This is a genomic window from uncultured Mailhella sp. (assembly GCF_905187505.1).
Taxonomy (GTDB): domain Bacteria; phylum Desulfobacterota; class Desulfovibrionia; order Desulfovibrionales; family Desulfovibrionaceae; genus Mailhella.
In genome coordinates this window covers 1-14,042 of the sequence record NZ_CAJJIC010000018.1, presented here as the reverse complement: position 1 = coordinate 14,042, position 14,042 = coordinate 1, and the positions used below count along the sequence as shown (strand labels likewise).

10 protein-coding genes are annotated in these 14,042 nt (G+C 60.8%); 5 read left to right on the top strand and 5 right to left on the bottom strand.

Annotated elements, in window-relative coordinates:
• Nucleotides 1–121: 121 nt before the first annotated feature.
• The 4 genes from aspA to efp form a co-directional block, all read right to left on the bottom strand.
• Nucleotides 122–1,558 (bottom strand): aspartate ammonia-lyase, encoded by a 1,437-nt coding sequence (gene aspA, locus QZZ60_RS03440; RefSeq protein WP_295637828.1) that lies wholly within the window; start codon nucleotides 1,556–1,558, stop codon nucleotides 122–124.
• A gap of 369 nt (nucleotides 1,559–1,927) precedes the next feature.
• Nucleotides 1,928–2,788: a bifunctional methylenetetrahydrofolate dehydrogenase/methenyltetrahydrofolate cyclohydrolase FolD gene (gene folD / locus QZZ60_RS03435; protein ID WP_295637825.1), complete on the bottom strand. Its 861-nt coding sequence runs from the start codon at nucleotides 2,786–2,788 to the stop codon at nucleotides 1,928–1,930.
• Nucleotides 2,789–2,921: 133 nt separating this feature from the next.
• Nucleotides 2,922–5,990, bottom strand: a complete 3,069-nt coding sequence (locus QZZ60_RS03430) for a DNA translocase FtsK (RefSeq protein ID WP_295637822.1) — start codon at nucleotides 5,988–5,990, stop codon at nucleotides 2,922–2,924.
• 131 nt (nucleotides 5,991–6,121) lie between these two features.
• Complete coding sequence (gene efp / locus QZZ60_RS03425) at nucleotides 6,122–6,679, bottom strand: elongation factor P (protein ID WP_294484450.1); 558 nt, start codon at nucleotides 6,677–6,679, stop codon at nucleotides 6,122–6,124.
• 218 nt (nucleotides 6,680–6,897) lie between these two features.
• Here efp and yihA point away from each other — a divergent pair, with 218 nt between their 5' ends.
• The 4 genes from yihA (at nucleotide 6,898) to QZZ60_RS03405 (ending at nucleotide 11,453) form a co-directional block, all read left to right on the top strand.
• Nucleotides 6,898–7,563 (top strand): ribosome biogenesis GTP-binding protein YihA/YsxC, encoded by a 666-nt coding sequence (gene yihA / locus QZZ60_RS03420; RefSeq protein WP_295637818.1) that lies wholly within the window; start codon nucleotides 6,898–6,900, stop codon nucleotides 7,561–7,563.
• 8 nt (nucleotides 7,564–7,571) lie between these two features.
• Complete coding sequence (locus QZZ60_RS03415) at nucleotides 7,572–9,896, top strand: ATP-dependent helicase (protein ID WP_295637815.1); 2,325 nt, start codon at nucleotides 7,572–7,574, stop codon at nucleotides 9,894–9,896.
• 4 nt (nucleotides 9,897–9,900) lie between these two features.
• Complete coding sequence (gene thiL / locus QZZ60_RS03410) at nucleotides 9,901–10,908, top strand: thiamine-phosphate kinase (protein ID WP_295637813.1); 1,008 nt, start codon at nucleotides 9,901–9,903, stop codon at nucleotides 10,906–10,908.
• A 104-nt stretch (nucleotides 10,909–11,012) separates the two neighbouring features.
• The gene (locus QZZ60_RS03405) at nucleotides 11,013–11,453 is read left to right on the top strand and encodes a methylglyoxal synthase (RefSeq protein ID WP_295637810.1); all 441 of its coding nucleotides are present in this window, start codon (nucleotides 11,013–11,015) and stop codon (nucleotides 11,451–11,453) included.
• Between the two features lie 290 nt (nucleotides 11,454–11,743).
• On the opposite strand, the gene QZZ60_RS03400 is transcribed toward QZZ60_RS03405, so the two are convergent.
• Nucleotides 11,744–13,192: an aryl-sulfate sulfotransferase gene (locus tag QZZ60_RS03400; RefSeq protein WP_295637807.1), complete on the bottom strand. Its 1,449-nt coding sequence runs from the start codon at nucleotides 13,190–13,192 to the stop codon at nucleotides 11,744–11,746.
• A 366-nt stretch (nucleotides 13,193–13,558) separates the two neighbouring features.
• Between QZZ60_RS03400 and QZZ60_RS03395 the strand changes: the two genes are divergently transcribed.
• Complete coding sequence (locus tag QZZ60_RS03395) at nucleotides 13,559–14,008, top strand: hypothetical protein (RefSeq protein WP_295637804.1); 450 nt, start codon at nucleotides 13,559–13,561, stop codon at nucleotides 14,006–14,008.
• Nucleotides 14,009–14,042 lie beyond the last annotated feature (34 nt).

The following is a 14,042-nucleotide window of genomic DNA, read 5'->3' as shown; positions in this document are numbered from 1 at the left end:
AAGAGAAAGCCGCCGTCCTTCTAAGGACGGCGGCTTTCTCTGTCCTGCGGCAAAGCGAATAGATCATCCTGCCGGCAGCCCACGGTTCAGGCCGTGAACGCGCAGGAGCCGCGTACCCTGACTACTTCAGCCTTTCCGCTATTTTTCTCTGAAGATCCTTGTCTTCTCCGGGCTGCATCATGCGCTCGGGACTCAGCACGTAGTCGATTTCCTCACCGGTCATGAACCCGTGCCGTATGACCAGATCATACATGGCCTCGCCCGAGGACAGGGCCTCGCGTGCAATTTCCGCAGAGCGTTCATAGCCTATGTACGGGGCGAGCGCCGTCACCACGCCTACGGCGTTGCGCATGAGCGAGGCGCAGTGTTCCCGGTTGGCCGTAATGCCGTCCACGCACAAGTCCCGCAGAATATGACAGGCGTTGCCGAGATGCTTCAAGGACGCGAACAGCGTATAGGCTATGACGGGTTCCATGGCGTTGAGTTCCAGCTGACCGGCCTCGGCGGCCATGGAAATGGTCACGTCCTTGCCTATGACGTCGAAACAGACCTGATTCACCACCTCGGGAATGACCGGATTCACCTTGCCGGGCATGATGGAGGAACCAGGCTGACGCGGCGGCAGATTGATTTCGTTCAGGCCGCAGCAGGGCCCGGAAGAAAGCAGACGCAGATCGTTGCATATTTTGGAAAGCTTGACCACAAACCGTTTGAGAAGACCGGAAATCTGCACATAGGCGCAGCAGTCCGACGTGGCCTCCACCAGATTTTCCGCCATGAACAGCGGCAGGCCTGAAATTTCCCTGAGCCGACGCGTCACCAGCGCGGCGTAGCCTTCCGGCGTGTTGATGCCGGTGCCTATGGCCGTGGCGCCCATGCTGATGTCGCAGATCTGCTCGCGCCCTTCTCCTATGCGGCGTATGTCCTCGCCTATGGTGGTGGACCAGGCGGAAAACTCCATGCCCAGCGTCATGGGCACGGCGTCCTGCAGCTGCGTTCTGCCCATCTTCATCACGTCCCGGAATTCCTCGGCCTTGGCCGCAAACCCCTTCCTGAGATATTCCATGTCGCCCATGAAATCCGTGAGCGTGGTATACAGCGCCAGGCGAATGGCCGTGGGATACACGTCGTTGGTGGACTGCGAACAGTTCACGTGATTGTTGGGATGGCAGTACTGATACTCGCCCCTGCGATGCCCCATGAGCTCCAAAGCCACGTTGGCTATGACCTCGTTGGCGTTCATGTTGCACGAAGTGCCCGCGCCTCCCTGATATACGTCGATCGGAAACTGATCATTGTATTCTCCGGCAATCACCTTGTCGCAGGCAAGACAGATGAAACGTCCCGTGCTCTCCGGCAGAACGCCGAGTTCCATGTTGGCCATGGCCGCAGCCTTCTTCACGTAGCCGAGCGCCTGAATGAAGCGGGGCATGGTGGCTATGGTCGTGCCGGAAATGCGGAAATTCTCCAGCGCCCGGCTGGTCTGTATGCCGTAGTACACGTCGGCGGGAATTTCCAGCTCGCCGAGAAAGTCATGTTCTCTGCGCGTCGCGCTCATCGTTCTCTCCTTTCATGCCTTTCGTCCTTCACTGGGCGGCACCAAGAGCCCGCCCAGTGAAAACGTTTTCGATACGGACAACATTGTTCAATCTTGACAGCCGGCTGCATTGTCGAAGTCAACCGGGTCGGGCCGGCGTTTCCCTGTTTCTGAAAACGTGGCCGACACCCTAGCACAGCCTGTGTCTGCGGGGAAGAGCCCCGCACGCCGGCAAGTCCCCTCCGTGACTGTGCCCCTTGCTAAAAAAAATTCTCCCCTTGCTCAGGGGCCCGGCGCATAAAAAAGGGACGGATCGCCTTTCTGTGAAAGCGCCGTCCCTTTTCCCGCAAACATGCGTGCGTCACAATGAGCCGTCACACGGCTGCCTGTCTAGCTGAGCAGTCTTGCCCTCCACGCCTCGACGGTGTTCACAAGAAGCTGGGAAATGGTCATGGGACCTATGCCGCCGGGCACGGGAGTAATGGCGGAAGCCAGAGGAGCCACGTTCTCATAGTCCACGTCGCCGCAGAGCTTTCCGTCTTCGCCGCGGTTGATGCCCACGTCGATGATGACGGCGCCCTTCTTCACCATGTCGGCGGTGATGAAGCGCGGCCTGCCGAGCGCGGCGACGATGACGTCGGCCTCGCGGCAGATGGCGGCAAGATCGGGCGTGCGGGAATGACACATGGTCACGGTGGCGTTGCGGTCACGGCTGCCGAGCATGAGGGAAACGGGTCTGCCCACAAGATTGCTGCGGCCTATGACCACGGCCCGTTTGCCGCTCACGGAAATATTGTAGTGATCAAGAAGTGCCAGTATGCCCGCCGGAGTGCAGGGACGAAGCCCGGGCACGTTCATGGCCACACGGCCCTGATTCACGGCCGTAAGGCCGTCCACGTCCTTTTCCGGGCTGATGGCGTCGATGCACGGCCGGGCGTCCAGGCCGTCCGGCAGGGGAAGCTGAAGAAGAATGCCGTCCACGGCGGGATCGGCGTTAAGCTCGGCAATGAGGTCTTCCAGCTCTTTCTGAAGAATGGACGCAGGCCGTCTGTAGGAACGCGTTTCCATGCCCGCATCCGCACAGGCCTTTTCCTTGTTGCGCACATAGACCTGCGATGCCGGGTCCTCGCCCACCAGGATGACCGCCAGACAGGGCACGCGTCCGGCCTTTTCCCTGTCCCTTGCAATGTCCTCGCGCAGGGCGGCGCGTATGGATGCCGCAGTAGCCTTACCGTCGAGTATCGTCGTCATGGCAGTTTCTCCTTTCCGGCCTTGCCGGAATCATGAATTACGCAATCTGCGGGCCTATCCGCGGCCCGACGTCGGAACGCCGCGGCAGTCGCCCTTCCTTCGTCAAAAGCCGGAAAACTCCGTTCCGGGACGCTCAGCGATGTACCACGCTGCGCGGACGAGTGCCGTCGGCCTGACTGAGCAGCCCGTCCTTTTCCATCTGTTCCACGAAGCGGGCCGCACGGTTGAAGCCTATGCGGAAACGCCGCTGAAGAAGAGAAATGGAAACCTTGCCGTTGTCCAGAACGAACTGGACGGCCTCGGCGTAGATGGGATCGTCCACGATCTCGTTGCCCCGGGAAGCGGGCTGTCCAAAATCTTCAGAGTCGTCCGAGTCGTCGTTGCCGAAGGCCGCGAAGTCCACCTTGTAGTTCGGCTGCTGCTGCTTTTTCCAGAATTCCACCACGGCGGACACTTCCTCATCGCTCACGAAGGCGCCGTGCAGACGCTGAAGCATTCCTCCATTGGGCTTGAAGAGCATGTCGCCCATGCCGAGCAGCTTTTCCGCTCCTGCGCCGTCGATGATGGTGCGCGAATCCTGACCGCTCGTCACCTTGAAGGCGATGCGGCAGGGGAAGTTGGCCTTGATGAGACCCGTGACCACGTCCACGCTGGGTCGCTGCGTAGCGATGATGAGATGGATGCCCGCGGCTCTGGCAAGCTGGGCCAGGCGCACTATGCTGCCTTCCACTTCCTTGCGCTTCACCATCATGAGGTCGGCAAGCTCATCCACGATGATGACGAGGAACGGCATATTGGACAAATCTTCCGGCTCGCCGGTCTCCTCGTCCACGGGCACGGGACCGCCGGCCTCCACGCCGGCACGCAGCCGGGCCTGACGGTCGTTGTAGCCGGTGATGTTGCGCACCTTGACCTTGGAGAACAGCGAAAGACGCCTGTTCATCTCCTCGATGGCCCAGAGCAGCGCGTTCTTGGTAAGATCCATGTCCGTGACCACGGGATGGACGAGGTGGGGAAGGTCGGCGTACATGGAAAGTTCCACGCGCTTGGGGTCCACCAGAATCATCTGCACTTCATCCGGCCTTGCCCGGTACAGAAGGCTGAGAATGATGGCGTTCAGGCACACGCTCTTGCCCGCGCCGGTCGCGCCTGCCACCAGAAGATGCGGCATTTTTGCGAGGTCGGCGGAAACGGGATGACCGCCGGTATCCTTGCCGAGCGCCACGGTAAGAAGCGATCTGGCCTGTCGGAAGTTCTCGTTTTCCACGATTTCACGAAAATGCACGGTGGTGCGCTTTTCGTTGGGCACTTCCACGCCCACGGTGTCGGTGCCGGGAACGGGAGCCTGCATGCGCACGGACACGGCCTTGAGCGACATGGCCAGATCGTTGGCCAGGCTGGTGATGCGCGTGGCCTTGACGCCGGGAGCCGGGCGCACCTCGAACATTGTGACCACGGGGCCGGGCGTGATGCGGGCAAGGGTGGCGTTCACGTTGAAATTCTTGAGGCAGGTGATGAGCGCATTGCCCTGTCTGGCCAGCGTCATTTCATCGGGCCGGTTGGCCTTCTCGTCCTCGGGCAGGGGAGAGAGCAGGTCAAGAGGCGGAAGCATGAGTTCCCTGCGCTGCGGCAGCACGGGGGCAGGAGCGACGGGCGCTGCGGCAGCCTCAATTTCCTTCTGCTCGGCCATGGCACCGGCCACGGCGGTGTTCACGGAGGCATAGGCCGCGTCTTTGTGCTCCGCCGCAGAAGAAGAGAAGGAGGATACGGGGCGGGACATGATTACCGGGGCGGCCTTAGCAGGTTCGCTCTGCGGCACGGGAGCCTGAACGAAAGCGGCGGCCGGAACCGGCTGCACGGGCTGAACAGGCTGCGCCGCCACGGGAGTGGCCAGCACCACGGCGGGAAAATCCTCCGCAGATACCGCGGGAGCCGCGGCGGAAAGCGCTGCCAGAGCCGAAGGCGGCAGATCATCTTCCGCCTCGTCGGCGGGAACTTCCACCTCGTTCTGCACCGACGGAGCCGGCACAGAGGAGGCAGGTTCCGCAGCGGGAGCGACGGCGGCGGACGCCGAAGGCGAAGCAACGGAAGAACTCATGATAACGGGCGCGGCGGAAGGTTCAAAAGACGAGGGCTGAGCAAGTTCGGGAGCAGGCGCATCGACGGGCTCCTCGAGCTCAAGAATGAACTCCTCTTCCTGCGCGGACACGGGAGCGGAGCTCACGCCCGCATTCTGAACCGGAATCCGACCGGAGGTCTCTTCTCCGACAATGATTGCAGCCGGAGCCGCGGCCGGAGCAGAAGAGCCGGAACGCAGGTCATCCCCGACAGAAGCCCCACCACGGCTTTCGGAGACCTGGGGGCGCTCCACCAGACGCAGAAGATCGCTCAGATCCTCGTCCCTGATGCCGGAATCCTCCTGCGCCTGTTCGGGAACCGGGACATTCTTCGGTTCGGGCCTCAATTCCGGCATCTTTATTTCCAACACGGGTGCAGGCGAAACGGCCTCTTCCGCATCCTTTCTTCTGCCGAACACGATGTCGAGCACCGCACGGGGACGGACGTTGCCGGAGTGCCGCCTTCCCCAGCCGGCGGCAAGCCCGGACAGGCGTGAAAAGGCCTTCGGAAGATGCGGCACGGGCAAGTCGTACGTGGTGCCGAAGGAAGGAATCTTCTTCATCACCCAGGCGAAGGACGCCGCAAGAAGCGTAAGCCACGATATGCTGAAGGAAAGCTCCATGGCTATGAGGAACACGAAGAACCACAGCAGGAACGACCCCAGGGGGCTGAAGAAAAGATAGGAAAACGCGGACAGCCACTGACCGCCGAGCCCTCCGCCGTGAATGCCGTGCACCGAGAAGTCAAAGGTGCTCGCGGCGACGAGCACGCAGGAAAAAAGCATGAGATAGCCCAGCCAGCGGTACCACTTGAGCACCAGCCAGCGGGACACGAGTCCTGCGCCCACGGCCAGGAAGAAAATGACCCAGAGGAAGGATGCGATGCCGAAGCAGTCCACCAGAAAGCCCGCCAGATAGGAACCGAACAGCCCCGCGGAATTCTGCACGGCGGAGGCGTCCATGCTGACGGCCTGATTGAAGGTGGGGTCACCGGCGTGGTAGCTCCAGAGACTGAGCAGCATGAGCAGACCGCAGAAGAGAAAGAGCAGTCCGAGCAGTTCGCGTACCAGTCTGTGTCCGTACATTGATGATCCCCTTCACGCTTGAGTGAACCGTTCCGAAAAGGCTTCGGATGGCGTTTTTCTCCCGAAAAACGAAAGCGCTGCCGGAAGGGCGCGAAACGTCCTGCCGACAGCGCGAAAGGAAAGAGTGCGAATTAATCGCGGCCGAGATATTCGCGGGTACGGGTATCGACCTTGACGCGGTCGCCTTCGTTCACGAAAATCGGCACCTGAATGGTCACGCCGGTTTCCAGGGTGGCGGGCTTGGTCACGTTGGAAACGGTGTCGCCCTTCACGCCGGGTTCGGTCTTCACCACGGTCATGACGAGGCTCACGGGCACTTCGATGTCGATGGGCTGACCGTTGTAGAGCAGCACACGGCACTGCTGGGATTCCAGCAGCCAGTCGGCCTTGCCGTCGGTGTCGGACACGGGCAGGGAAATCTGCTCGTAGGTGGTCATGTCCATGAAGATGAGGTCGTCGCCTTCACGGTACAGGTACTGCATGTCGCGCTGTTCCATGTCGGGCTTGCCCACCTTTTCGCCGGAACGGAAGGTGTTGTCCACCACGCGGCCGTTCAGGATGTTGCGCAGCTTGGTGCGCACCATGGCGCCGCCCTTGCCGGGCTTGAAGTGCTGGAATTCAACGATTTCGTAGGGAGTGCCGTCGATCTCGATCTTCAGGCCGCGGCGAAAGTCAGTAGTGGAATACATGATGCCTCCAGGCAAAAATATGATTTTTTTGGTAAAAATTTCAAGGGGGGAACGTGACGGGTCCCGCCTTGCTCTCCTGAAAGGAGAAAATGCCCCACCTTGCGGAGCGCCCGCGGAATGTTTGCCTTTTCTGCCCAAGCAGGCTAATCTCGGCTCTTTCCGCAAAGCAAGATATATTGTCCGATTGAGGCTCACTTTGTCAACTCGGGAGGAGCGCCATGACCGACCCGTCCGCCGAAAAAAACAGATGTTCCGAACCCGTGCTGGAACTTCTGGCCACGCTCTACACGCTGGAGCAGCTGGAAGACGCTTCGCACGACATGCCGCAGATAGCGCTTGCCGGCCGCTCGAACGTGGGCAAGTCGTCTCTCATCAACGCCCTTGCCCGCAGGAAAAAGCTGGCCAAGGTGAGTTCCGAGCCGGGAAAGACCCGCTCGGTGAACCTGTTTCTGGTCCGGCCCGACGGCTTCTGCCTCACCGACCTGCCCGGCTACGGCTACGCAAGGCGCGGCCACGAGGAAAGAAGGAACTGGGCGGCGCTCATCCAGAAATATCTTGAGGAAACCCGCACCCTGCGCGCTCTTGCGCTCCTCATCGACTGCCGCATTCCCGTGCAGCAGTCCGACCGCATGATGGCCGAATTCGCCAGATCCCGAAAGCTGCCGGTGATCGCCGTGCTCACCAAGGCGGACAAGTGCACGCTCAAGGAGCGCTCTTCCCAGCAGAAGACCTGGGAAGCCATACTCGGCGGACAGAAGCCCGTGGTGGTTTCCGCAGTCACGAAGATGGGACTGGACGAGCTTTGGAAACGCCTGCGCGAAGCCGGAGCGCCCGACGCTGATTCTTCCCCTTCCGACGAAAACGACGCTCCCGCCGCAGACTGATCATCGCCATGCTCGATCTCTCCATTCTCAACGAAGCCCAGAAGCAGGCCGTCACCGCGCCGGAAGGCCCCATGCTCGTCATCGCAGGCGCAGGCTCCGGCAAGACCCGCACCATCGTCTACCGTCTGGCGTGGCTGGCCGAGCACGGTCTCGACCCGCATGCCATGCTGCTGCTCACCTTCACGCGCAAGGCCTCGCAGGAAATGCTGCACCGCGCAGCCGGCCTTCTGGATCATCAGCTTCTCGGCGTGCAGGGCGGCACCTTCCACAGCTTCGCCTTTTCCGTGCTCCGCCGCTTCAGTCCGGACTGGACGGGTGGCTCCCTCACCGTCATGGACACGTCCGACAGCACCGCCGCCATACAGACGTGCAAGGAAAACCTGAAAATCGGCAAGGGAGACCGCAGCTTTCCGCGCACGCAGGCCGTGCTCGGGCTGCTCAGCAAGGCGCGCAACAAGGAAATGGAACTCGAGGAAGTGCTTCGCCGTGAGGCACAGCACCTTCTGCCGCACGCCTCGGACCTTGTGGAACTCGGTGAAGCCTACCGCAAATACAAGCGCGAACACGCGCTCATGGACTACGACGATCTGCTCTTCGAGCTCGAACAGCTTTTCATCGACAAGCCGGACATCCTTCAGGCGCAGAAAATGCGTTTTTCCCAGATCATGGTGGACGAGTATCAGGACACCAACAAGGTACAGGCACGCCTTGTGCGCATGCTGGCCGGGGAAGAAGGCAACATCATGGCCGTGGGCGACGACGCGCAGTCCATCTACGCCTTCCGCGGCGCGACGGTGCACAACATTCTCGACTTCCCCAAGCTGTTTCACAACACGCGCATCATCCGGCTGGAAGAAAACTACCGCTCCGTGCAGCCCGTGCTCGACATCGCCAACTGTCTGCTCGCCAACACGACGGAAGGCTACCGCAAGCACCTTTTCTCCCGCCGTCCCGCCCCGTCGGAAGCCGCAGTCACCCTGTACCGCCCTCTCAGCGACCTTACGCAGGCCCAGCTTGCGGCAAGGCGCGTGGAAGAGCTGCTTGCCACGGTTCCGGCCCGGGAAATAGCCGTGCTCTTCCGTTCGGGATACCAGTCCTATCATCTGGAACTTGAGCTCAACAAGCGCGGCATAGGCTTCCGCAAGTACGGCGGCCTCCGCTACGCCGAAGCCGCCCACGTGAAGGACGTCATGGCCTTCGCCCGCCTGGTGAGCAACCCTCTGGACCTGCCTTCCTTCGACCGCATCGCCGCGCTTTCCCGGGGCATAGGACCGAAGACCTCGCGCAAGCTCTTTGCGCTCGCCGGAGGCGGCGACGAAGCGGCGCTCAAAAAGGCCTGCTCCCGCTGGCCGGACTTTCTGGAAAACATGGCACTCATCAACGAGCTGCGCATGACAGGTCCGCGCCCCGAAGAGGTGATAGGCCGCATACTCGAACACTACCGTCCCAAGATGGAGGAACTTTTTCCCGACGACTGGCCCCGCCGTCTTCAGGGACTTGAAGAAATGTCCACCATCGCCTCATCCTACGAGGATCTTCAGCTCTTCATTGCCGACATTTCGCTGGACAATCCCGAGGAAGCACCGGAAGAGGAAGACGGGGATCAGAAAATCACGCTGTCCACCGTGCATTCCGCCAAGGGACTGGAATGGTCGGCCGTGCTCATCATCGATCTTGTGGAAGACCGCTTTCCCTCCCGGCACGCGCTGGTGCGCCCCGAAGACTTTGAAGAGGAACGCCGTCTCATGTACGTGGCCTGCACGCGCGCCAAGGACACGCTCGATCTTTTCGTGCCGCTCAGCCTCTACAGCCGCAGCTCCGGGGGACAGGAACCGGCCTCGCCGAGTCCCTTCGTGCGCGAGCTGCCCTCGGACATTCTGGACGAAATCTATGAAAACTACGGCGGGGCGCTTACAAGACGCCGCATCAAGGAAGCGCCTCAGCCTGCTCCCGCCTTCGGCGGCTCCTCCCAGAACCGCCGCCGTTCCTGGCACTGGAACGAGGAAGGAGAAGAAGAGCCTTCCTTCAGCAGCCGCCGTAAACGGGAAGAAGACGACTGGCCGCCGCGCGACCGGGACTTCGAGCCCGTTCCCCGCTCGCGGGAAGATGCCGACGACGCCTACATGGCCGCGGTGCGCGACGCCGTAAGAAACGGCCGGACGCTGGACGAAGACCCGGATCAGAAACCCGCGAAAAAGAAACTCGGCTTCTGCCGCCACCGACTGTTCGGCCGCGGCAAGATCGTGGAGGAAATTCCGCCGGACAAATACCGGGTCAACTTTCCCGGACTCGGCCTGAAAATCATACTCGCCGATTATCTCACACTGGAGTAGAGGCATGAACATCGCCAGCGAAGACGACATCCTCGGCCTTCTGGGCCGTTTTTTCCCCGTCGATCATCCCTCGCTTCTGCTCGGCCGCGGCGATGACTGCGCCGTGCTGAAAGGAGGCGGGCCTCTCGCCGTGACCACCGACATCTTTGCCGAGGACACGCATTTTCGCAGACGCTACTTCACGCCCTTCGACATCGGCTTCAAGGCGGCGGCCGTCAACGTGAGCGACGTGGGCGCGGGCGGAGCCTCCCCTTCCGGACTTTCCATAGGGCTCACCCTGACGGGAAACGAGGATGAAGTCTGGCTTTCGGACTTCTGCGAGGGCATGAAGGCCGTGTGCGACAGATTTTCTCTCGCGCTTTCCGGCGGCGATCTCACCAGATCCCGCCTGATCAGCGTCTGCATCACGGCCTGGGGAGAGCTTCCGGAAGCCCTGCCGAGAGGTCTTCGCCGCGGCGCGGCCGGGGAAGGCGATATCATCTTTCTTGCCGGTTCCGCGGGACTTGCACGCCTCGGCCTCACGCGTCTTGAAGCCGCACGCAGCGCCGAAGAAACCGAACAGATAAAAAAAGACTGGCCGAAGGCCTGTGCGGCGCATCTCAGGCCCGAGCCCCTGGCCTTCGACGGCATGGCCCTGGCCCGCTTTGCCGTCGAACACGACGCCGGAGATTGCATCGGTCTCATGGACGTTTCCGACGGACTCGCCCGGGACCTTCCCCGCCTTCTGGCAAGCCGCAAAACCGGACTCGGCGCGGACATCATCCTTCCCCGGGATGCGCTTGATGAAGAAATTCTGCGCCATGCGGAAGAAACGGGCGTGGACGCTCCCTCCTTCGCCTTTGACGGAGGAGAGGACTATGCCCTTGTCGGCACCTGCCCGGAAGAACTGTGGCCGGCGCTCGCGCAGACGCCTTCCTCTCCCTGCCGCGTGCTCGGACGGGTGAGGAAGGGAGAAATCACCCTCAACGGAAACAGACCGTCCTCGGCGGGATTCGACCATTTCTCCCGCTGATCCGGAGCGTCTTCATACAGGCTTCACACTGACCTTCTATCATCAGCCGGTCAGTCAGATTACCGTGCATGCCGGACGAGCCGGCCAGAACAAGTGAGGAACCCATGGAAAAGACCGTAAATGCCACCAAGCACATCGCCCTCATCGCCCACGACAACATGAAGGAAAGCCTTATCGAGTGGTGTGCCGAACACAGTCAGATTCTCGCCCGGCATTTTCTCTGCGGCACCGGAACCACGGCACATCTCATCAATGAAAAAACAGGGCTTCCCGTCACGCCCTATCTGAGCGGACCGCTCGGCGGTGATCAGCAGATAGGAGCCAAGGTGGCCGAAGGCCACATCGACATCATCATCTTCTTTTCCGACCCGCTCACGGCCCAGCCCCACGATCCCGACGTGAAGGCGCTTCTGCGCATCGCGCAGGTCTACGACATTCCCATCGCCAACAACCGCGCCACGGCCAACTACATCATCAGCTCTCCGCTTTTCAGCGAAAGCTATACCTATACGCCCCACATCCATTTTCCGCTGAGAAACAAGTAAACGCCCCTCTGCCTTCGACGGACACGGCCTGAACCGCAGGAGCTGCACGCCTGCGCCCTCCTCCGCAAAAGGCATGAAAAATCCCCGCCTTTCTCATGGAAGGCGGGGATTTTTCATGCACAGGCACCTCGCCGAAGACAGCGCTCGTCCCGGCCGGGAACGATTTCGTCTTCCATCCGAAGAGCGTGTTCCCTCATTCTCCGAAACGGCGACGTGAAGGGCGAAGGTCTCTTTTCTGTGCCTTTCTTTTCAGAAAAATCTCTGAAGACGGCCACGCCGAGCTTTTCAAACTAGTCCGTGGCGGCCACGCAGGTTCCGGCATTGGCAAAGCCGTCAATGGCGCCCTCGATGACCACGGTCTTCTGCACGCCGAGAGGAGCGGCGCCGGGCACGCGGAAAGAGGCGATGTCGAGAGGCTCAACCGGCGTTTCCACGGGCCGGGGAAGCTGGGGCACCCAGTCGTAGGGAGCGCGATAGGCGCGATAGATGTAATTCATTCTGCCGTTCTCCGCCGTGCGGTAAGGGCATATGTATTCCCACACGATCTCATGTTCCGCGGTCACCTCGAACACGCGTCCGTCGGAGCCCTCGGTAATGAGGGTATTGCCGTTGGGCAGTCGCTGAGCGGCGCTGATGAAGGGACTGTAGAAGCGGCATGCGTCCAGAGGCACGACGAAGCCCCCTTCCTTCGGCGTGTACTGCCAGACGATGCTCAGGGAAACGGGATCGAATTCCAGCACGCGGGAGTAGTCGCGCAGGGCGGACTTGGTGCCGTCCTTTGCGCCGGGATTGGGTGCTCCGTATCCGGCCCATCCGCCGTTGTCGAACACAAGAATGTTGCCTTCCCCCGGCAGTCCTCGGGGAATCATGTGCGCATGATGCTGCCCGATGATCCAGCCGAGACGGTGCTCCGGATGACCTGCGCTGTAATCGGGACCGACCTTCCAGACGATCTCCCCGGTTTCCTTGCTGACAATGAAGATGATGTTCGTCTCGCGGCCGTCCATGATGATGTTGTCGGGATGAAAACGCTCGTCTCCGGCGTCATACCATCTGTTCGGACCGAGCACGGACATGGAGTTGATGTGCATCCAGTCGCCGATGGAGGGAGAGTCCTCCACGAGGCTGCCGCCCCTGAAATTGGGATTGCGGCACATGGCGTTGCGTGCCTCTTCGGAAAAGCCCATTTCCTCCACATGCTCGGAGCAGTGCCACTCCCACACGATTTCCCCTTCCCAGTTCACTTCATACACCACGTCGTCGAGAAGAAGCTTGTCGGAAATGAAGGGCACGTGCTCGTCCTTATGGGCCAGCACCAGCGTGTTGCCGCCGTCAATGCTGGGCTCCATGCCGGGAACGTAATACCCCACGGGATTGCCCTCCCGCTGAAAGTCGTGATGCTGGCGGGCCATCCACTGCGGCTCTTCGCCGGGATCGGTAATGAATTCAGCCTGATTCCAGCGCCATTCCACATTGCCGTCAAAATCCACCTGGATCAGGTCTCTCTGATCCTGGAGGCCGTATTTGGGATTGCGCATGCCAGAGCTTGCCACAAGCCGCCCTCCGGGAAAAAGCTTGACCGGAAAACCATGCAGATTCTTCCACTTGCGGATCTCGTTGCCGTTCATGTCGATGAGCAGCGAACCGTCGTTTTCAAGCGGGAACACGGTGTAGCCGCTCCACGCCTTTTCAGGCTTGTAGATCGTGACTCCGGTAGGATGAATGGTAGGATATCCCATGACTGTCTCCTTTGCCCCTGAGGGCCTTGCCTGCATCACGGCAGTGCTCTGCCCCGCTGCGTCTTTCCGAGGCCGAGGCGCAATCCTTCACCGCTGAACGTCCGCCGGGAGGCGTACGGGCTCCCGGTTCCGAACGCACCATCGGCTCAGACCTCAGACGCAGATTCCCGAGTTTTCCGCGGCAGAACTCCCGCCACGGCAGACCTGCTCATGACCCTTTATTCTCATGATGGAGACATAACAAAACGCCGAAAAAAATTTGTCGTCTCTGCGACAATATTTCCCCTTCAGAGATTCTTATGTGCCGTCGTCCTTCTCGGCTTCACGCCTCTTTTCGATCTTCTCGCCGTTGAAGACATTGAAAAAGTGCAGTTCTCCATTCTGTTCTTCATCGCCGGATGCATGGCCATAGGCATCATTGCCGGCTCTCTGGGCATTCCCGCATGGCTGTCGGAACAGCTCATGCCCGTTCTGAGGGAAATACGGAGCCTGCCGCTGGCCTCACTGTTCGCCTACTGGGTGGGAGTGCTCTCCAATCTGGTGCTCACCCCGGTGGCGGCGGCAACCAGTCTCAGCATACCCATGGCGGAAATAGCCACCAGCCTCGGCATGCCCATCAAGCCCGTGCTCTACAGCTTTCTGTACGGACTCGACCAGTTCTTCCTTCCCTATGAACTGGCTCCCGCACTCATCATGTTTGCCACCGGATACGTGCGAATCCGCTACATTCTCGTTCTCATGACGCTCCGCATGTTCCTCGTCTCCCTGGCGGTTCTTGCCACCGCCATGTTCATATGGCCTGCCATGAGCATGTAGTTCCGAGCCCGCCGCGCAATACAAGAGCCGCCCC

Bases quoted from the DNA above. Each gene is read 5' to 3' on its own strand.
- aspA (WP_295637828.1), bottom strand. From the start codon at position 1,558: ATGAGCGCGACGCGCAGAGAACATGACTTTCTCGGCGAGCTGGAAATT.
- folD (WP_295637825.1), bottom strand. From the start codon at position 2,788: ATGACGACGATACTCGACGGTAAGGCTACTGCGGCATCCATACGCGCC.
- QZZ60_RS03430 (WP_295637822.1), bottom strand. From the start codon at position 5,990: ATGTACGGACACAGACTGGTACGCGAACTGCTCGGACTGCTCTTTCTC.
- efp (WP_294484450.1), bottom strand. From the start codon at position 6,679: ATGTATTCCACTACTGACTTTCGCCGCGGCCTGAAGATCGAGATCGAC.
- yihA (WP_295637818.1), top strand. From the start codon at position 6,898: ATGACCGACCCGTCCGCCGAAAAAAACAGATGTTCCGAACCCGTGCTG.
- QZZ60_RS03415 (WP_295637815.1), top strand. From the start codon at position 7,572: ATGCTCGATCTCTCCATTCTCAACGAAGCCCAGAAGCAGGCCGTCACC.
- thiL (WP_295637813.1), top strand. From the start codon at position 9,901: ATGAACATCGCCAGCGAAGACGACATCCTCGGCCTTCTGGGCCGTTTT.
- QZZ60_RS03405 (WP_295637810.1), top strand. From the start codon at position 11,013: ATGGAAAAGACCGTAAATGCCACCAAGCACATCGCCCTCATCGCCCAC.
- QZZ60_RS03400 (WP_295637807.1), bottom strand. From the start codon at position 13,192: ATGGGATATCCTACCATTCATCCTACCGGAGTCACGATCTACAAGCCT.